Source organism: Aeromonas aquatilis (genome assembly GCF_054052405.1).
This window is the reverse complement of the sequence record NZ_JBSTYP010000008.1, coordinates 55,493-74,028: the sequence shown is the minus strand read 5'-3', so window position 1 is coordinate 74,028 and position 18,536 is coordinate 55,493. Positions and strand designations below refer to the sequence as shown.

The 18,536-nt window shown below is 57.9% G+C and carries 20 protein-coding genes; 11 read left to right on the top strand and 9 right to left on the bottom strand.

All coding sequences use genetic code 11. The features are described from left to right. The first annotated feature begins 107 nt into the window (after positions 1-107). The gene (locus tag ACW5W8_RS04620; protein WP_005334204.1) at positions 108-500 is read left to right on the top strand and encodes a DUF2750 domain-containing protein; all 393 of its coding nucleotides are present in this window, start codon (positions 108-110) and stop codon (positions 498-500) included. A 94-nt stretch (positions 501-594) separates the two neighbouring features. Here ACW5W8_RS04620 and ACW5W8_RS04615 read toward each other — a convergent pair whose 3' ends face one another. The 4 genes from ACW5W8_RS04615 to ACW5W8_RS04600 all read right to left on the bottom strand — a co-directional run bounded on the left by ACW5W8_RS04615 (position 595) and on the right by ACW5W8_RS04600 (position 6,797). Continuing rightward, on the bottom strand, positions 595-2,445 hold the full coding sequence (locus ACW5W8_RS04615; RefSeq protein ID WP_498626631.1) for an extracellular solute-binding protein: 1,851 nt from the start codon (positions 2,443-2,445) through the stop codon (positions 595-597). 127 nt (positions 2,446-2,572) lie between these two features. Beyond that, a complete protein-coding gene (locus ACW5W8_RS04610) occupies positions 2,573-3,319 on the bottom strand; it encodes a DeoR family transcriptional regulator (RefSeq protein ID WP_498626629.1) in 747 nt (248 codons plus the stop codon). Positions 3,320-3,415: 96 nt separating this feature from the next. Then, the gene (locus tag ACW5W8_RS04605) at positions 3,416-5,848 is read right to left on the bottom strand and encodes a formate C-acetyltransferase/glycerol dehydratase family glycyl radical enzyme (RefSeq protein ID WP_498626627.1); all 2,433 of its coding nucleotides are present in this window, start codon (positions 5,846-5,848) and stop codon (positions 3,416-3,418) included. A 52-nt stretch (positions 5,849-5,900) separates the two neighbouring features. Then, positions 5,901-6,797, bottom strand: coding sequence for a glycyl-radical enzyme activating protein (locus ACW5W8_RS04600; protein ID WP_498626625.1), 897 nt, complete (start codon positions 6,795-6,797; stop codon positions 5,901-5,903). 128 nt (positions 6,798-6,925) lie between these two features. Here ACW5W8_RS04600 and fsa point away from each other — a divergent pair, with 128 nt between their 5' ends. Both fsa and ACW5W8_RS04590 read left to right on the top strand, forming a co-directional pair. Continuing rightward, positions 6,926-7,579, top strand: a complete 654-nt coding sequence (gene fsa, locus ACW5W8_RS04595) for a fructose-6-phosphate aldolase (protein ID WP_498626624.1) — start codon at positions 6,926-6,928, stop codon at positions 7,577-7,579. A 126-nt stretch (positions 7,580-7,705) separates the two neighbouring features. After that, positions 7,706-7,885, top strand: a complete 180-nt coding sequence (locus ACW5W8_RS04590; protein WP_042057439.1) for a hypothetical protein — start codon at positions 7,706-7,708, stop codon at positions 7,883-7,885. Between the two features lie 17 nt (positions 7,886-7,902). On the opposite strand, the gene ACW5W8_RS04585 is transcribed toward ACW5W8_RS04590, so the two are convergent. Next, complete coding sequence (locus ACW5W8_RS04585) at positions 7,903-9,102, bottom strand: HD-GYP domain-containing protein (protein WP_498626622.1); 1,200 nt, start codon at positions 9,100-9,102, stop codon at positions 7,903-7,905. A gap of 168 nt (positions 9,103-9,270) precedes the next feature. Here ACW5W8_RS04585 and rsuA point away from each other — a divergent pair, with 168 nt between their 5' ends. Beyond that, positions 9,271-9,963 carry a 16S rRNA pseudouridine(516) synthase RsuA gene (gene rsuA / locus ACW5W8_RS04580; protein WP_498626621.1) on the top strand — a complete coding sequence of 231 codons (693 nt, stop codon included), beginning with the start codon at positions 9,271-9,273 and terminating at the stop codon, positions 9,961-9,963. A gap of 15 nt (positions 9,964-9,978) precedes the next feature. Here the strand turns inward: rsuA and ACW5W8_RS04575 are convergent, their stop codons facing one another. Next, on the bottom strand, positions 9,979-10,878 hold the full coding sequence (locus ACW5W8_RS04575; RefSeq protein WP_498626619.1) for a DMT family transporter: 900 nt from the start codon (positions 10,876-10,878) through the stop codon (positions 9,979-9,981). 156 nt (positions 10,879-11,034) lie between these two features. Between ACW5W8_RS04575 and ACW5W8_RS04570 the strand changes: the two genes are divergently transcribed. Both ACW5W8_RS04570 and yfcE read left to right on the top strand, forming a co-directional pair. Next, the gene (locus ACW5W8_RS04570; RefSeq protein ID WP_498626617.1) at positions 11,035-12,672 is read left to right on the top strand and encodes a peptide ABC transporter substrate-binding protein; all 1,638 of its coding nucleotides are present in this window, start codon (positions 11,035-11,037) and stop codon (positions 12,670-12,672) included. Positions 12,673-12,682: 10 nt separating this feature from the next. Then, positions 12,683-13,225 (top strand): phosphodiesterase, encoded by a 543-nt coding sequence (gene yfcE / locus ACW5W8_RS04565; RefSeq protein WP_498626615.1) that lies wholly within the window; start codon positions 12,683-12,685, stop codon positions 13,223-13,225. A 36-nt stretch (positions 13,226-13,261) separates the two neighbouring features. Here yfcE and ACW5W8_RS04560 read toward each other — a convergent pair whose 3' ends face one another. From ACW5W8_RS04560 to flgA, 3 genes are all read right to left on the bottom strand, one after another. After that, positions 13,262-13,678 (bottom strand): flagella synthesis protein FlgN, encoded by a 417-nt coding sequence (locus tag ACW5W8_RS04560; RefSeq protein ID WP_498626614.1) that lies wholly within the window; start codon positions 13,676-13,678, stop codon positions 13,262-13,264. After that, a complete protein-coding gene (gene flgM / locus ACW5W8_RS04555; RefSeq protein WP_005334177.1) occupies positions 13,675-13,995 on the bottom strand; it encodes a flagellar biosynthesis anti-sigma factor FlgM in 321 nt (106 codons plus the stop codon). The genes ACW5W8_RS04560 and flgM overlap by 4 nt, the downstream gene beginning before the upstream one ends. A gap of 91 nt (positions 13,996-14,086) precedes the next feature. Further along, positions 14,087-14,770, bottom strand: a complete 684-nt coding sequence (gene flgA / locus ACW5W8_RS04550; protein WP_498626665.1) for a flagellar basal body P-ring formation chaperone FlgA — start codon at positions 14,768-14,770, stop codon at positions 14,087-14,089. Positions 14,771-14,914: 144 nt separating this feature from the next. On the opposite strand from flgA, the gene ACW5W8_RS04545 reads away from it, so the two are divergent. The 5 genes from ACW5W8_RS04545 (at position 14,915) to ACW5W8_RS04525 (ending at position 18,516) form a co-directional block, all read left to right on the top strand. Further along, positions 14,915-15,826, top strand: a complete 912-nt coding sequence (locus tag ACW5W8_RS04545; protein WP_498626611.1) for a chemotaxis protein CheV — start codon at positions 14,915-14,917, stop codon at positions 15,824-15,826. 17 nt (positions 15,827-15,843) lie between these two features. Then, positions 15,844-16,668 (top strand): CheR family methyltransferase, encoded by an 825-nt coding sequence (locus ACW5W8_RS04540; RefSeq protein ID WP_042657132.1) that lies wholly within the window; start codon positions 15,844-15,846, stop codon positions 16,666-16,668. 290 nt (positions 16,669-16,958) lie between these two features. Continuing rightward, complete coding sequence (gene flgB, locus ACW5W8_RS04535) at positions 16,959-17,357, top strand: flagellar basal body rod protein FlgB (RefSeq protein ID WP_005334169.1); 399 nt, start codon at positions 16,959-16,961, stop codon at positions 17,355-17,357. Beyond that, positions 17,357-17,776 (top strand): flagellar basal body rod protein FlgC, encoded by a 420-nt coding sequence (gene flgC, locus ACW5W8_RS04530; RefSeq protein WP_005350658.1) that lies wholly within the window; start codon positions 17,357-17,359, stop codon positions 17,774-17,776. The genes flgB and flgC overlap by 1 nt, the downstream gene beginning before the upstream one ends. A 14-nt stretch (positions 17,777-17,790) precedes the next feature. Next, positions 17,791-18,516: a flagellar hook assembly protein FlgD gene (locus tag ACW5W8_RS04525; RefSeq protein WP_498626608.1), complete on the top strand. Its 726-nt coding sequence runs from the start codon at positions 17,791-17,793 to the stop codon at positions 18,514-18,516. The last annotated feature ends 20 nt before the right edge of the window (positions 18,517-18,536 follow it).

The window sequence follows — 18,536 nt, the reverse complement described above, 5'->3', positions numbered from 1 at the left end:
TTATTTGCGTCATTGTCCTCCCCATCCGGTGCCAAGGGGCTGCAAGCTGGACAAGCTGACGACAAGATGTGAACATGGCGCCCTTTATCGAGAGAGAGACTTGGCCAATGAGCTATGAACTGAGCGACACAGAGCGCAATGCCGCGCTGCAACTGAACGCTGATTACCGTTACGATCACTTCATCAGCAAGCTGGTCGAGCATGAAGAGCTGTTCGTCCTGACTGACGAGCATGGCGTCATGATGCTGACCACCGACGATGAAGATTGCATCCCGGTATGGCCGCACCCGGAGTACGCCAAGGCGTGGGCCGAAGGTGAGTGGGCCGATTGCAAGCCGCAGTCCATCACCCTCAAGGTGTGGCTGGAGCGCTGGGTTGACGGTATGGAGCAGGACGAGCTGTGTGTTGCCGTGTTCCCGACCCCGGATCAGGAAGGCATCGTACTGGAGCCGGCTGACGTGGCTGACGCCATTGCCGAGAAGCAGGCCAAACGCGGCTGATCACCGAGCTATTCGCAACACCGGTTACCAACAAAGACCCCGCTATCTGGCGGGGTCTTTGTTTTAGGTCTGTTTGCCAAACGAGTTGTGGCTATCAGGGCTGGCGATAGGTGGTGTCGATGATGGGCTCGGCCGGGAAAGTCTTGCCACTCTTGATGGCTGCCCTGGTCTCGGATTTTAGCTCTTCATCGATCCACAGCAGACCGCCATAGCTGTAACCGCTGTTGTCGCCACCGAGGGGCCAGTAGAACTGCTCGCTCTTAGGCGTTGCAGGTACTTTTGGCAGTTTTATCCAGCGCCAGGCTCCTTCCCGGGTGTAGGGCACCTGATAGGCGGGGACGAAGCTCGCCAGCTCATAGAGCCGCTGCTGGATCTGCCGTGACAGGGCCGCCTTTTTGGCAAAGTCGAACTCCTTGTCATACTGCTCCACCAAGGCCGTGATGGCATCGTCATCGATGTTCATGATGTTGTTGGTCTGGGGTTTGTTGGCGTTGATCTTGTGGAAGAACTCCCAATAGGCGGGATAGCGGCTGCCAGCCCAGGCCATCCAGGCGCTCTGGTGCTTTTTCTCCAGCATCGATTTGAAACCGGCCGAGGCATCCATCAGGTTGAGCTCCAGATTAAGCCCCGCCTTCTTGGCCTCTTCCCGCAACAGCGTGAGTCGCTGGGCGTGCTCTGCGGTGGTGTAGGTGATGGCGAGGGTCAGTGACTGCCCCTTGTCGTTTTGCAAAATCCCCTGTGGCCCCACTTTGTTAAAGCCTGCCTTGGCAAAGTATTCCCGTGCCAGTTTGGGATCGAACGGGCGGGCCTTGATCTCGCTGTTGGTAAATTCACCCTGACCTGAGCCATAACTGTTGAGTCGCTGGTAATCCCCTCGCAGCAGGGTGGTGAGCATCTTGTCGAGGTTGAGGGCATGCTGGACCCCGAGGCGAACATCGAGATTGCGCAGCAGCGGATCGGCGGTGTTGAGATAGAGCCCCATCGGCGATTGCGGGGTCTGGTTGTAGAACCAGGTGCGCGCGATATACCCCTTCTCGAACTCGGCGGTTTTGGTCTTGTCGTGCCACCAGTTGGGCATCACCAGCGGGAAGGTGTCGAGATCGCCGCGCAGGAAGTGCTGCCAGGCGATGTTCAGATCCCTGAGCACCTTGATCTCGATCCGTGCAGGATTGAAGCGATGCTGGAAGTAGCGCTCGTCATCTCCCCACCAGTTTTTAATCCGCTTGAAGGTGACCGATTTACCCTTTTTCACCTGATCGATCTGATAGGGGCCGGTGACCGGCAACACCTTCCAGTTGTACTCCTTGACCCAGTTGGCGGTGAGCTTGATGGCGTGGCTCGGCTCCGGGCTGATGGGCAGTGATTCGAGCAGATCCTGACGGCTCTTTTCGGTGCCGCTGGTGATGGCCAGGGTGTGGGCATCAAATTTGGTGACGTCGGTTATTTGGGTGCTGTAGTAGTTGTTGTACCAGGGGTCGTTTATCTCTTTGCTGCGCATCATCTTCAGGGTAAAGAGCCAGTCATCGGCCGTGACCGGCTGGCCGTCTGACCAGCGCGCCTTGGGGTTGATGCGAAAATAGAGGGTCTTGTGGTCGGCGCCGAAGGCCCACTCGTTTGCCAGCATCGGCATGGGGTTGCCGGTGACGGGATGAGTGCTCAGCAGTGGCAGGTTGGTTTCCCGCACGTAACCGGCAAAGCCGCCGTTGGAGTCGGGGCCATATTTGCGCAAGGTCAGGGGAAAGCTGGTCATAAAGGTGCGAAAGGTGCCGCCGCGTTTGGCAGCCGGATCGGCATAGATAGGATCCTGGTTGTTGCTCTCCCACTTCAAGTCAGCGGGCAGTGTGGCACTCCAGCCAAACGGGCTCCAGCACAGGGTCAGGGTGATGGCGGTGGCGCGAATGATAGGGGGGAGTCGGCGCTCCCCGGCGGTGATGGTCGATGGCATGTCCTTGCTCTCCTGAAGTCTGCTTCCTGCAGATCACGCACTGGTGATGTCAGTCCCGATGGGGACTGGCTCATCATGAAAATTTTATCCTGTCAGGTCAATGAAATAGCGTGAATTAGCGGGTGGCCTAGGCCGCAACGCAGTGCAGGGTGATCCCCTTGGCCGCGATGGCTACCCGCATGGGGGCGGGCAGGGCATCGTCGGTAACCAGCACGTTGATCTGGCCTGGCGCGCCAAGCTGGCTCGGGTGGATGGCGCCAAATTTGCTGCTGTCGGTGATCACCACATTGGTCATCCCCTTGGCCAGCACGCTGTTGACCACATCGGCCCGCATCATATCGCGGCCGGTAAAACCCATCTCGGGATGAAAGCCGTCCACCCCGATGAAGGCCTTGGAGAAGTGCACCTGTTCGATGCACAGCCGGGTCAGCGGTCCCACCACGCTCTCGCTCTGATGCTGGAACAGGCCGCCGAGCAGCACTACCTGAGCCTGGGTGTCGCGCAGCAGGTGGGCAATGTAACTGCTGATGGTGATGATGGTGACCCGTTTGTGCAGGGCCAGATGGCGGGCCAGCAGAGCGTTGGCGCTGCCCCCCTCGATAAAGACCGTCTCGCCATCCTCCACCAGCTGGGCGGCCCGCTCGGCGAGACGCTCCTTGAGCAGGTAGTTGATATTCATCCGGGCATCGGGGTCGTCGCTCTCCAGCGCCATGGCCGAGCCGTGTACCCGTCTGAGCAGCCCCTGCTTCTCCAGCGCGGTCAGGTCGTTGCGCACCGTCACTTCCGATACGCCAGTGTGTTGGGCGAGCTCACTCACGCTCATCTTGCGAGCCTGATGGACCAGAGTGAGGATCAGTTGGTGGCGTGGATTCATGGTGCGCTCGCATGCAAGGTGGTGGATAGCGGCAAGCCACCCGAGGGGGTGGCTTGCCAATCATATGACGTCACAGGCGCCATGGGGAGCGCCCCGTCAGAGACTGTGCTCGGTGCGGGCGATGATATCATCTTGCGCATCCGAGGATAAGGCGGTGAAGAAGGCCGAATAACCCGCCACCCGCACCACCAGATCCCGGTACTGATCGGGATGGGCCTTGGCCGCCAGCAGGGTTTCCCGCGAGACGATGTTGTACTGCACGTGCCACCCCTTGTGTACCTCGAAGAAGGTGCGCAGCAGGCTCATCAGCTTGGCCTTGTCCCGCTCGTTCTCAAGGCTGGCCGGGCTCAGCTTCTGGTTGAGCAGCACGCCGCCGAGGATGGCCGGGGTGGGTAGCTTGCCAAGGGAGTTGAACACCGCCGTGGGGCCCAAGCGATCTGACCCCGATGACGGGCTGGCCCCTTCCGCCAGCGGGGTGCGGGCGTGGCGGCCATCCGGGGTGGCCATGGTGGCCGCACCGAAGGGCACGTTGGCCGAGATGGAGGAGGTGCCCGCATAGTAGGTGCCGCCGATGGGGCCGCGGCCGAAACGGGTGTTGTGCAGCCCCTTGAGCTCGTCGATGTAGCTCTGGTAGGCCTGTACCAGCAGCATGTCGACCTCGTCCAGATCGTTGCCATATTTGGGGGCGGCATTGGTGAGGCGCTGGCGCAGCTGCTCGCCCGCCAGCCCGGCAAAGTCTTGATCCAGTGCGGCAGCCAGTTCAGCCTGATCCACCACGCCTTGCTCGAACACCAGTTTCTTCAGCGCAGCCAGACTGTTACCGAGGTTGGCAATCCCCACCTGTAGACCGGAGACCCAGTCATAGACGGCGCCCCCCTGCTTGATGGTTTTGCCGCGCTCTATGCAGTCATCCACCAGGGTGCTGCAGAGGATGTCGTGAGCCTGCGCCTCCAGCACGCTGTCGACCACGCAGTCGATCTCGATGGATTTGCGGGTGAAGTAGCGCACCTGCTCATCCCAGCGGGCCATCACTTCGTCAAAGTTGCCAAAACTCCCGTCTCGCAGCGACAGGGATTGGGGCAGGAATACCTTGCCGGTGGTGGCATCGCGGCCACCATCGAGGGAGGCCAGCAGGATGCGGGCGAAGTTGATAAAGCTCATGCCGGTGCAGCGATAGCCCCACTTGCCGGGCACGGCGGTCTCGATGCAGCCGATGGCGGCGTAATGGTGGGCATCCTCCACGCTTACCCCGAGCTTGATGAACTCGGGGATCACCACCTCGTCGTTGTTGAAGGCGGGCATGCCAAAGCCGCAGCGGATCACCTGAATGCAGGCGTCGAGGAAATCCTCGCTCATCCCGGCATGGTAGCGTACCGAGAGGTTGGGCTGGGTGGATCTCAGCTGGCCGCAGGACTCCAGAATCGCGTAGGAGAGGCCATTGACCGCGTCATGGGCACTGCCATCCCGCCAGTTCTGGCCACCAATGGTGACATTCTGATAGAGCGGGCTGCCGGCGGAGGCCTTGGAGTGGGTGCCGGAGCGGATCTTGTTCACCTCCAGCAACTTGAGCCAGCACCCTTGCAGCAGTTCGATGGCGCGCGTCCGAGGCAGGGATTCCGACAATTCCACCTCGCGGCGATACCAGGGGTAGAGGTACTGGTCCATCCGGCCAAATGACACCGAGTGGCCGTTGGACTCGGTCTGCAGAATGAGCTGGATGAAGTAGCAGAGCTGCAGCGCTTGCCAGAAGGTCTCGGGGGGCTGGTGGGCGATGTGGGCGCAGTTGAGCGCGATGATCTCAAGTTCACTCCGGCGCTCGGGGCGCGATTCCTGCGCGGCCATATCGCGGGCCAGCGCGGCGTAGCGTTCGATGTGCAGGCTGACGGCATCGAAGGTGATGGCGACAGCCTGCAAAAACTGCTCGCGTTGCAAATCGGCCCAGTCAGCTAGATCGAGCCGACCACGCCGCTCGGCCACCTTGGCCTTGAGGCCATCTAACCCCAGCGTGAGCAGCTCCTCATAGTTGACCGCGAGGTGGGCATCCCCCGAAGTCATGTTGCCCTCGGCCTTGATGATGCCGCTCTCCAGCAGCGCTTTCTGCTCGTCGGTAAAGAGGCCGTAGCAGCGATCTTGCACCGTCTGGCCGCGCCAGAAGGGAGTGAGGGCGTGGATGGCCAGCTTGTCTGCCTCGCTCACCGCAAAGCCGGCGCCAGGGCGATCCGCCAGCTCGTCGATCTCCTTCTCGATCCAGCCCACCGTGTATTCGGGAAAGAGCGGCGCCGCCCGCACCTGACTGGCCTGATTGCCGACGATAAGCTCATCGTGCTTGATCCAGATGGTGCGTTCCTTGAGGTGGTGGGCCAGCGCCAGGGCGCGGCGCACCGGCAGCGGCCGGGCCAGATGGGTCTGATAGGCCTCGGTATAGTGACGGGCACGTTCGGTGCAGACCGGCGGCTGAACGATGTGGATCAGGCTCTCCTTGTGGGCACGGATCCGCGGGGGCAGGGTAGTGAGGTCGAGCTGGGTCATGATCTTATCCTCTGGTCATTGGGCAGTGAGTGGCTGATGTCATGGGGTGTTGCTAGCCCCGGGTGAGCGGGGTAAGCCCCTGCGCACGGGCACATCCATGGGCAAAGGCGAGCAGTGCCGGGTCATCGAGTGGCTGCCGGGGGGCCTGATAGGGTTGGTCGAGCAGGGCGTACTTGCCTGCGCCCAGGGTGTGGTAGGGGAGAAAGTGGATCTCCTGCACCGTGCCGAGGCTGGCGGCGGTGTCGGTGATGGCTTCGATCGATGCGCGGTCGGCATTGAAGCCGGGAATGAGCGGCACCCGGATCTGCATCGGCACGCCGTGCTCGGCCAAGCGTTTGAGGTTGGCCAGGGGCAGGGCGACCTTGCCGCGGGTCCAGCCGAAGAAGCGCTCCTCATCCACATGCTTGAGATCCGCCAGCAGCAGGTCGAGGTGGGGGAGGCTTGGCTCAATCTGGTGCCAGGGCACGTGCAGGCAACTTTCCACTGCGGTATGGAGCCCCTCGATCTTGCAGCGGGCCAGTAGGTTGGCAGCAAATTCGGGCTGCATGAAGGGTTCGCCGCCGGAGAGGGTGACCCCGCCGCCGCTGCGCTCGAAGAAGGGGCGATCCCGCAAGATGGTGGCCATCAGGGTGTCCAGGCTCTCCTCCCTGCCGCACACCTGCAGCGCTTCGCTGGGGCAGAGGCCGCGCAGCCGTTCCACATCCTGATTGCTGAGGGCTGAGCGGACGAGCTGGACACCCTGGCTGTCACGCAAGATTGCCGGACAGGCATCGCTGCAGAGCCGGCATCCCTCGATGCATTGGCGCCGGTCGAGTAGTATGTCCGGCTTGGGAGAGCGGCTTTCCGGGTTTTGACACCAGCGACAGGCCAGCGAGCACCCCTTGAGAAATACCAGGGTGCGAATGCCGGGGCCATCGTGAGTTGAATATCGTTGCAGGTCAAAAATCATACCGCCTCCTTTTGTATGTGCATTCTATTTGCTTTCATTCGAAAGTTGATTTGATTTCGATCAAGCCATTTGCAGATGTTTTATCGCTAGAATGGCGACAAATTGAACATCCCGTTAAGGAGTCAGAGATGGAGCTGTATCTCGATACTGCCGATGTGGCGGCAGTGCGTCGCTGGTCACGGATCCTGCCGTTGGCCGGTGTCACCACCAATCCTTCCATTACCGCCGCCGGGGGATTGCCGCTCTGTGAGCTGCTGCCCGCCCTGCGCGACGTGCTGGGGCCCAAGGCGCGCCTGTTTGCCCAGGTGATGGCCAAAACCGAAACCGAGATGGTGCGCGAGGCGTTCGCTCTGCGTGAGCTGGACCGCGACCTGGTGATCAAGATCCCGGTATGTGAAGAGGGATTGGCGGCCATCAAGACCCTGACTGCCAATGGGGTTCCGACGCTGGGGACGGCGGTCTATACCCCGCTGCAGGGTTGGCTGGCGGCGGTGGCGGGGGCTGAGTACGTGGCGCCTTACGTCAACCGGCTGGATGCGCAGGGGGGCGATGGCATTGCCACCGTGCAGGAGCTGCAACAGCTGCTTGAGCTGCATGCACCGAACAGCAAGGTGCTGGCGGCGTCATTCCGCACGCCCCGTCAGGCGCTCGACTGCCTGCTGACGGGCTGCCAGTCCATCACTCTGCCGCTCGATGTGGCGGAGCAGTTGCTGAACGTGCCGGCGGTGGATGCGGCGCTGGTGAAGTTTGATCAGGATTGGCAGCGTGCCTTCGGCAACTGATTGCAGTGACAAGCGGATTGTTGTGATAAAGGGGGGGTGAGGCGCAGGTTGTGGGGATTGACCGACTAGACTTGAAAGAGGGGGGCCACGTTCGCTGGCCGCCCTGCAGTCTACCGGAGGTATCCCATGAGCGACCATCTGCTGCTCCCCCATGGTGAAGATTTGCGTCGTGCGGTGCTTTGGCTCAGCGAGCATCACCAGCACGATATCTCTGCCATTGAAGAGGCCAGCCTGCGTTTTGATCTCTCGCCACTGGATGAGGAGTTTCTGATCCAGCACTGGCTCGACAGCCAGCGCCAATCATGAATATCTGAGGTAAGGAATTAGAAGAAGTTGGCGAGTTTGATACCAAACTCTTTGGGATCGACGGTATTTTCGATGCTCTCCTGCACCCCTGACTTGGCCAGATCCAGCCACTGCACATCAAGGTAGTGGCGCTGGGTGGCGTGATAGATCACCTTGACCACCGGCTTGAGCGGTTGCTGCTCGTTGCGCTGCATCACGATAGCCAAGCGCTGGTTCGAGAGTTGCACCAGGGTTCCCACCGGATAGACCCCCATGCACTTGATGAACTTGGTCACCAGTTCGGCATCGAAGTGCTGATTGATCCCTTTGAGCAGAATGCGGAAGGCCTGGGTCGGCTGCATGCCCGCTTTGTAGACCCGATCCGCGGTGATGGCATCATAGACATCGACGATGCCGCTCATGCGGGTATAGAGGGAGAGCTGCTCCCCCTTGAGCCGCTGCGGGTAGCCGGTGCCATCGAGTCGCTCATGGTGGTTGGCGGCCACTTCAAGCATGGTTGGCGTGATACCCGGGGTATTCTTGAGAATATCGTGGCTATGCACCACATGCTGGCGCATGATGACAAACTCCTCATCGGTCAGCTTGCCCGGTTTGTGGAGCACCTCATCCGGTGTCATCACCTTGCCCACGTCGTGTAGCAGGCCACCCAGGGTCAGCTCTTTGAGTACGCTGCGCTCCAGCCCCAGATAGCGGCCGAAGTTGGCCAGCAGAATGGCCACGTTCATGGAGTGCTCCATCAGGTAGGCATCCTTGGCGCGAATGCGGGCCAGACAGAGCATGGCATCGCCGTGGGTGAACATGGTGTCCACCATCTCTTCGGCGACTTCGGCCAGCGGGGTGATGTCGATGGGTTCACCCGCCTTGAGGTGGCGAATGAACTTTCCTTGCAGCTCGCGCGCCTCTTGATAGAGGCGGCGGATCTTCAGCTCCCGCCCTTCGCCGTTGGCACTGGCACGGCGCCCTACCTGGGCGCTGTTGGCATTGAGATCGGGGGAGGTAACGGCGTCACTCTCGGCGCTGCCCAGCTTGCTGCGGGCAAGATCGATGCGTACCGTGAGCACCCCCTGGCGCACCAGATTGGCAATTTGCGCCACGTTGGTCACCAAGCCCATCTGGGCGATCTCCATCCCACCTGTCTGGCTGGCGATAGCAATGACATACATGCCGGGTTTCAGCTGGTTGACGGGGATGACGGGATAGGATGCTTGAGACTTCATGAGGGCTTCCTGACTCTTATTATTATGAGTATTGTTCGGATGGGTCACACCGGAGCAGTGTAACATCGGATGACCAGTTCGTCATAATTGGCAACCCCTTAACAGTGGCGTTGTCGCCTCCGCCCGATATAATGACGCCCCTTTACTTGTTGGACTCCGAGGTTGTGAATGCGGCTTGATAAATTTCTGTGCGATTGTTCCGATTTGACCCGCTCGCTGGCAGGCAAACTGATCCGTCAGGGTGAGGTCATGGTGGATGGCATTGTGGTCAAGCAGCCCGCCTTTCATATCAATGAGCAGAGCCAGATCGAGTTTGACGGCGTGCTGCTGACGCTGGAGCAGCGCAACCGCTATTTCATGCTGCACAAGCCGGAAGGGTATGTCTGCTCCAACGAGGATCCGGATCATCCGACCGTCTTCTTCCTGATGGATGAGCCGGCGATGGGCAAGCTGCACGTGGTGGGTCGCCTCGACCTCGATACCACGGGTCTGGTGCTGGTGACCGACGACGGCCAATGGTCCCACCGCATCACCTCGCCTCGCCACGAGTGTGCCAAGACCTATCACGTCTGGTTGGCCGAACCGGTTAGCCCGGATGCGATCGCGCTGTTCGCCGAAGGGGTATTCCTGCGTAATGAGACCGATAAAACCCGTCCTGCCCAGCTGGAAATTCTCGGTGAGTGCGAGGCCCGCCTGACCATCCACGAAGGCAAGTACCATCAGGTCAAGCGGATGTTTGCCTCCATCGGCAATAAGGTTGTTGGCTTGCATCGCGAGCGGGTGGGCGGCCTGACGCTGGATGAAGAGCTGACCCCCGGTGAATACCGCGAGCTGACCGCTGAGGAGATCGCCCTGTTCTGATCATGGTGCCGGGTGTCAGTGGGTACTGAAACCCAGCACCAGCGCGGTGCCCAGAGTGGCAATCAGTGCCCCCGCCCAGGCGGCAACGGATGGCCGCTCCCCCGAGTGCCACCATAACAGCGGCAGCAGCAGTACCGGCGTGGTGGAGGAGAGAATGGCCACCATGCCCACCTCTCCCTGCCGCAGTGCCATCAGGATCAGCGTCATGCCCAGCCCCATTGCCAGAAAACCGTTGGTGGCAATCATGGCGAGGATCTGACGATTGACCGGTTTGAGCGGCATGGCCAGCGGCAAGCGCCCCAGCCGCAGGACGCAGTGGGCCAGCAGGGCACTGCCCATCCGGATACCCGATGCACTCACCGCATCCACTTCACCACTCATCATCACCGGCTTGGCGATGATGGCTCCCACGCTTTGACAAAGTGCCGCCGTCAGGCCAAGGCCAATTCCCAGTGCCAGATTGCCACGGATCTGCTCCCACTCGTTGCTGCTACTGCGTCTGCCAAACAGGATCGCCAGCATCACGCCGGCAAAGACCAGCATGGCCCCCAGCAGTCGCCAGCCCGTCAGCTGTTCATTAAAGAGCCAGAGCCCAAGCAGGGCGGAAAACAGCGCATGACAGGAAAAAAGCAGGGCACTGCGTCTTGGCCCCAGTCGGTTCATACAGGCAAATAGCGCTGTATCACCGATAAAGATGCCGACCAGCCCGGAGAGGGCGAGCAGGGGCAGGGCGCTTGCGGTGAGAGTTTGCCAGCCACCGGTGAGCAGACTCATGGTGCCGAGCATCAGGCTGACCAGAAACATGCGCCAGCGGCTGTAGGCAAATGCGCCGAGATGACGGGCCGGTTTGACCGAAATTAGCGCTGCAACTGCCCATAAACTGGCCGACGCGAGGGCCAGCCACTCATAACCCATAAAAACTCCTGAAAAAATTAACCCGAAAGACTCCATCTCCCGGGCAAGCCCGATACAATACGGGGCGTTTTCGGGGATAACAAGAGCGGCATCAGGCATTCATCAGGCGCGCCGTCGGCCTTCCCCTCCTGCAGTGGTTTTATTCGAGGTTTTGTCATGAGCTATGGTTTCTTCCCCAAGCTGGCGCAACGCTGGCTCTCCCCGCTATTGCTTGCCGTGCTGGCAGGGCCCCTGGCCCATGCCACCACCGTTGAGCAGCAGCCTCTGCTTGCCGATCGGCAAACTCTGGTCAAGGGCAACGGTGCCGAGCCCGAGTCGCTGGATCCGGCGCTGGTGCGATCCGGTTTTCCGGGGGAGGCCGTGCTGGTCGATCTGTTTGAAGGGCTGGTCAGCGACGACGGGCAGGGGCATATCGTACCCGCTCAGGCGCTGCGCTGGGAGGTGAGTGAGGATGGGCTGGAGTGGCGCTTTTTCCTGCGACCCCAACTGAAATGGTCCAATGGCGAGCCGCTGGTGGCTGCAGATTTCGTCTATGCCTGGCGCCGTCTGCTCGATCCAGCCATCGCGTCCCCCTCGGCCGACCTGCTGCTCGCCACGGGGATCAACAATGCGCAATCCATCTATGCCGGTGCGCTGGAGTCTGACAATCTGGGCATTGAGGCACAAAGTGATCTGATCCTGAAGATCACGCTGGAGCGGCCAGCGCCCCATTTCCTGCAGCTCATCAGTCTGCGCCCCTTCGTACCGGTCAATCAGAAGGCGATAGCCAAATTTGGCAAGCAGTGGACCGAGCCCGGCAAGCTGGTGAGCAATGGTGCTTACCGGTTGGCAAGCTGGGCGCCGAACGAGCGGATCGAAGCCGAGCGCAATATCCACTACTGGGATGATCTCCACACCCGCATCGGGCGGGTCACCTATCTGCCGATCACCTCACAACATGCTGAACGGCTGCGCTATGAGGCTGGTGAAATCCAGCTCACCAACAAGGTCTCCCTCGGCTATTACCAGAAGATGAAGCGCGAGTCTCCGGAGCGGCTCTGGGGCTTGCCGCTGTTTGGCACCTATCTCTATACGTTCAATTTGAAGCGCCCGGAACTGCAGGATGTGCGGGTGCGTCAGGCGCTTTCCATGGCGGTTGATCGACAGCAGCTCATTGGATCGGTGAGCGGGCAGGATGAACAGGCGGCATGGTCGCTGTTGCCGGAGATGCCGGGTTACCCCCGGGTGATATTGCCTGTGGCGCTTGAAGATATGCCAACCCGCCAGGCCAAAGCGGCAGCGTTGCTGTCAGCGGCCGGCTATAACAGTGCCAATCCACTCAAGCTGAGCATTACCTACAACAGCGCCGAAACCCACAAGCAGATGGCGATGGCCATCGCCGCTATGTGGCAGAAGCTGGGGGTACAGGTCACCCTCAACAGTCTGGAGTGGGGCGCCTATCAGGTGGCCAAGGATAGCGGTGATTTCCTGGTGGCCAGAAGCTTCCTGTTTGGCGATTACGTCGAGCCATCAGCCATGCTGGGCAGCTTCCGTTGTCAGGATCTGCGCAACGAGAGTGGTTACTGCAATCCCGATTTTGATCTGCTGCTGGAGCAGGCGGCCAACACGCTGGACAGCGCGAGCCGTGTTGAATTGTACCGGCATGCCGAACAGTTGCTGCTCGAAGAGGCGCCGATCATCCCCGTATATCATTACAATCAGATGAGACTGGTCGATCCCGCGCTGCGAGGGCTGCCCAGCAAGAATTTGAAAGGGACGATTGCCACCAAGGATCTCTATTTCAGCCCGCAGTGAGGAGCATTTCATGAAACTTGCCATCATTTCCGACATCCACGGCAGCATCATTGCGCTGGAGCGGGTGCTGACCCAACTTGAGCCCTGGCAGCCGGATCACTATCTGCTGCTCGGCGATCTGCTCAACCATGGCCCGCGCAATCCTCTGCCGGAAGGGTATAACCCGGCCGCCGTGGCCGACCTGCTCAACGAGTTGGCACCGCAGATCATCGCGGTGCGGGGCAATTGTGATTCCGAAGTGGATCAGATGCTGTTGCGCTTTCCTATCACCGCCCCCTACAACCAGCTGCTGGTCGATGAGCGGCGCTGGTTTGTCAGCCATGGCCATCTTTATCGCCCGGACGAGGTTCAGCTTCCGGCGGGTAGTCTGTTCCTGAGCGGCCACACCCATGTGCCGGTGCTGGAGTGGCAGGGGGAACGGATATTGATGAACCCGGGGTCAATCTGTTTCCCGCGCGGCGAGTTGCCGGCCAGTTACGGGTGCTATGAGGACGGGTTACTGCGCGTCAATGCGTGTGAGGACGGGCGAGAGTTGTTGCGACTGGTGCTTTAAAACGGACAGCAAAAATGCAAGGCCTGATAAGAGATGTCAGGCCTTGATACCGTAGGAGCGGGTGCCAGAGCGAGTATTACCCTTGGCGTCATAGGTCAGGCTGTTGCGATCGCGCAGCTGACTAAGAAAGGTTGCCAGACGACGGTTTGAGACGATGCTCAATTCAAGCAAGCGACCGTTGATATCATTTTGTGCCTGGCAGGCATCCAGTTTTGCACGAACCTGCGCCATCTCGTCGGGATAGGCTGCCAGCTGCAGTGCCAGTTCTGGCATCTCTGCCAGCGTCTTGTCCAGGGTTTCTATCGCAGCAAGCAACTGCTGTTTGCGCTCGGTCAGTGCAGGCAGGGCCAGTGCCTGATGCTGCTCGAGCAAGCTGAACTCCTCTTCCAGAATGCCTTGCATCTGGCTGAGGTAATCATCTTGAGTGTGCAGTAACGAAGGTAAGTCCATCATCCCAGAACTTTGTCCAGATTGGCCTCGAAACTGAACATCTTCTTGGCAACAGCGTCGCTGTTGACCTGATATTCGCCACTCGCGACGGCTTTTTTCAGTCGTTCGACCTTGCTCTCATTGCCGGTCGAGGCAGTATTGAGGTTTTGTTGCATCTTTTGCAATTGTTGCGCCTCACTGGTCAAGGAGACGGAGTCCAGCTTGACAGTAGCCGCTTTGTTTTCGGGCGATGAGGTGACTGACTTGCTGCCTGTCCCCTGGCTATTAGCGGTATTTTGCAACCGATTGTTCGCCAAGTTGTTGATATTGTTGATGGCCATTTTAGTTACCTTCGTCTGCTTTAAGGTTTGCTTACCTGTTTATCGGTGCGGCAGGTCAAAACTTTAGAAAAAAGTTGTCAAGGATCCGAATTTAAAACGAGACCGATACGGCCCCCACAGCACTGACTTTACCCTCAACGGTTTTGCCGGAGCGAATATTGACGAGTTTGATGATCTCTCCGAAGCTGCCATCTTGCAAGGCTCGGGCCATGGTTTTGATCTGGAAGTTGCTGTTTTCTGCCGTCACAGTGACCTGATCTCCTTTACACACTACACAAACCTGGCTCAAGCGGATGGGCTGCCCCGGTTTTAGCTCTCGCTTGCTGCGCACCCCGATAAGAGGAGCTGTATCAGTCTGGTAGTCGCCGCGGATCAGGGTCTGATCCTGATAGGCCAAGACCAGCTGGCTTTCACTCAGCAGATCCCCCTTGGCGATGGGATTGGCCACCGTGACATAGGGTTTTTGAATGCTGACTCGCACCGGGAGATAGACATCCCAGGGTTTGTCTTCCTCACATTTAAGGTAAACTGTTGTATTACGGCGAATTTCCATTTTTGCTGGTAAGCTGATAGTCAACAGATCATCGCAACGGGTCAGTGGGAGCCGTTCATCCAGCGTGGCAGAGGTGACCTCAGCTCTGGCATCCAACGGAATATCCAGCTGGCTGTAAACGAACTCTTGTGCCTTTTCTTGCAGATAAGTAGTGACGTCCGAGGCGTAGCTGGAAGATATGCTGCCAAAAAAGAGGCTGATGAGTAAAAGTCGGTTAATCATTTTCGCTCGTTGGTCGATAAGTTGTTCACGCATATCACCATATTTAACTATGATTGCTTCAGAATCTTTTCGTTGTCACATTGATAGTCTGACGCAATCCATCATGCATGCATGATTAATGCCAAGCGTTTTTAGGGAGTGTTTATGGCCAGTATTCTGGACTCGGTCAACCAGCGTACCCAGCTCGTGGGACAAAACCGGTTGGAGTTGTTGTTGTTTCGTCTCAACGGACGTCAAAGATTTGGCATCAACGTATTCAAAGTGCGTGAAGTGTTGCAGTGCCCCCCCTTGACCGTGATGCCCAAGTTGAACTCCTGCATTCGCGGGGTCGCCCATATTCGTGGCCAGACGATTTCGGTCATCGATCTCAGCATGGCGGTTGGCAAGCGTCCGATTGAAGATTTGAGCAAGTGCTTCATTATCATCTCCGAGTACAACCGTTCCATTCAGGGTTTTCTGGTGCATTCGGTCGAACGCATCATCAATATGAACTGGGAGTCGATCCTGCCACCGCCCAAAGGGGCGGGGCGCATCAACTACATGACGGCGGTCACCGAGGTGGACGGCGAGTTGGTCGAAATCCTTGATGTTGAACGTATTCTCAACGAGATCTCCCCGGTTTCTACCGAAGTGAGCAAAGAGCTGGTGGAGTCGAGCGTCGAACACCCGACCCTGGGACGTCCGGTACTGGTTGCCGATGACTCTTCCGTGGCACGCAAACAGGTGCAGCGTGCGCTCGAGGCCATCGGGGTTGAGTGCGTGCTGGCAAAAGATGGTCGTGAAGCATTGAATATGCTGCTAGAAATGACCAAAAATGGCCCTATCAAGGATCAGATTGCGCTGGTGATTTCAGATATCGAAATGCCGGAAATGGATGGCTACACCTTCACTGCCGAAATCCGGAATAATCCCAATCTCAAGGATTTGCATGTTATTCTGCATACTTCCCTCAGTGGGGTATTCAACCAGGCAATGGTGCAGAAAGTGGGGGCCAACAATTTCATCGCCAAGTTCCAACCAGATGAACTGGCCAAAGCCGTACAAAACGCACTCTAATAAAGAAGAACAGCTGCATGAAGACACTTTCGGACGACTTATACAAACAGTTCAGCAACTTTCTGGCGGTTCAGAGCGGGATCGTGCTGGGTGATAACAAACAGTATCTGGTGAAGAGCCGTCTTTCACCGTTGATGGCTCAGTTTGGCATCGAGAGTCTGTCTGATCTGGTTACCCGTGCAATGAGTGTGCGAGAGCGTGACCTGAAAATGGCCGTGGTGGATGCCATGACAACCAACGAGACCCTCTGGTTTCGTGATACCTATCCGTTTCAACTGCTTACCGACAAGATTTTCCCTGAATTGGGGAAAAGCGGCCGCCCTATCAAGATCTGGTCTGCGGCATCGTCGTCAGGTCAGGAGCCCTACTCCATTGCCATGACGGCGCTGGAGCAACAGATGAAAAAGCCGGGTACCTTACCTGGTGGCGTTCAGATTGTCGGAACGGATATCTCGACGACCATGCTCAACCAGTGCAAGGAAGGCATTTATGACAGTCTTGCACTGGCTCGCGGGTTGTCACCCGAGCGCAAAAAGATGTTTTTTGAGCCATACGGCGACAACAAGATGCGGGTGGTGGAGCGAGTCAGAAAATTGACCACCTTCCGGCCGATAAATTTGCTGGAGAGTTACAGTCTGCTCGGAAAATTTGACATTATTTTCTGCCGCAACGTGCTCATCTATTTCGCGCCGGAAGTGAAGTCAAAGATCCTCAACCAGTTTGCTGCCAGCCTCAATCCCGGCGGCTACCTGATGCTAGGGGCTTCCGAGTCGCTGGCCGGATTGACCGACCGGTTCGAGATGATCCGCTGCAATCCGGGGATCGTCTACAAGGTCAAATAGGTCTGATGGCCTTGATAGTCGGGGTTCTCCCAGATATTACCAGTTACTGTAACGAGGGAAGCGACGAGCTTCCCTCTTTCTTTATCTACCGCTCAATTTCTCTATTCAGCTGCCATTTCTCGCCACTGCAACTATGGTTCAAAACCTGTGGTGGCCAGACGTTACCTTGCTGGGGGGGCGAGATGCTGCTGTGTCCGTTCAGACGTGTGCTCATACCCAGGCCATCGATTTGAGCTATTCGCTTATGGCACATCTCTTGCAGACAAAATATACCAAGTAGGAGGTGTGTTATGGCTCTTTCATTTGACAAGGCATTCGGTGTTCATCAACACACGATAAGCGTTCGCGCCAAGCGTGCTGAGGTGCTGTCCAGCAATATCGCCAACGCGGATACGCCGGGCTTCAAGGCCAGGGATATCAATTTCGCGCAGGCGTTGCAGGAGGCCCAGTCGCATCAAGGTTTTGGTCTGGCAACGACCAGCGAAAAGCACTTTGCCTTGAATATGGATGCTCCGGGTACCGTGCAATATCGCAACCCGCTGCAACCGGATACCGGTGACGGCAATACGGTTGATGTGCAACAGGAGCGTAGTGAATTTCTGCGCAATAGCCTCGAGTACCAAACCTCCCTTGAATTTATGAATAGCAAGATCAGTGGCCTGCTGAAGGCCCTGAAAGGAGAGCAGTGATGAGTTTGTTCAAGGTCTTTGACATAGCAGGCTCGGCTATGAGCGCACAGTCAGTGCGGCTCAACACGGTTGCCAGCAACATGGCCAACGCGGACAGCGTCAGCTCCAGTGTGGAAAATACTTACCACGCCAGGCGGCCAGTCTTTGCCGCCCAGCTCGATCAGGCGATGTCTGACAAGCAGGGCTCGGTCGGGGTGGAAGTGAAGGGCATTGTCGAGAGCAAGGCGCCACTGCTCAAGGAGTACAACCCCAACCACCCGATGGCGGACAAAGACGGTTTTATCTTCAAGCCAAACGTCAACATGGTTGAAGAGATGGCTGACATGATCAATGCCTCGCGCAGCTACCAGACCAACGTACAAGTTGCAGATTCGGCCAAGAAGATGCTGCAGCAGACGCTCCAGCTCGGCAAATCCTGATAGGGGGATGCAAGATGGTCGATAAAACCAACAATATGAACGGCATCAACCGGACCTCGACTCAGATGGGGGGCACTCCCCCGGCACCGAAGAAAGAGCTGGATCAGGCTTCATTTATGAAGCTGCTGACTATGCAGTTGTCATATCAGGATCCCTTCAAGCCGGTCGACAATGCCCAGATGCTTTCCCAGATGGCCTCCATGTCTACGTCGGAGGGGATCAGCAGTTTGTCCAATCAGATGGGTAAGCTCAACGATCAGATGATCTCCAGCCAGGCCCTGCAAGCCTCTTCTCTGGTGGGACAAAATGTGCTGCTCCAGGGTAATACCGGATTTTTAGATAAAGATGGTTCTTTGTCTGCGGTCGTTGCTGTAGGCACAACGAATAAATATGCGAACGTCAAAATTACCGTTGAGGATGAAAAGGGACAGGTTATCAAGGAGTTCCCTCTCGAAGGAGACCAAAAAGGTAATGTTGAAGTCGCTTGGGATGGTACAGACAAAGCTGGTAAGCGGGTCGCTGCAGGTAAATATGTTATCAAAGCCAGTGGCGCGCTCAATGGGAAGTCGGAAAGTATTGCCACCTTTGCTTATGCCAAAGTGGATAGCGTTGCCTTGGGTAACGCCACTAACCCGACGCGCCTCAATCTGAGAGGACTGGGTAGCGAATATCTGAATAATATTCTGCAAATTTCAGGCACCAATTCAAATCCGACGGTTACACCGTCAACAACCTCGTGACAGCATCGATCTAAGGAGCT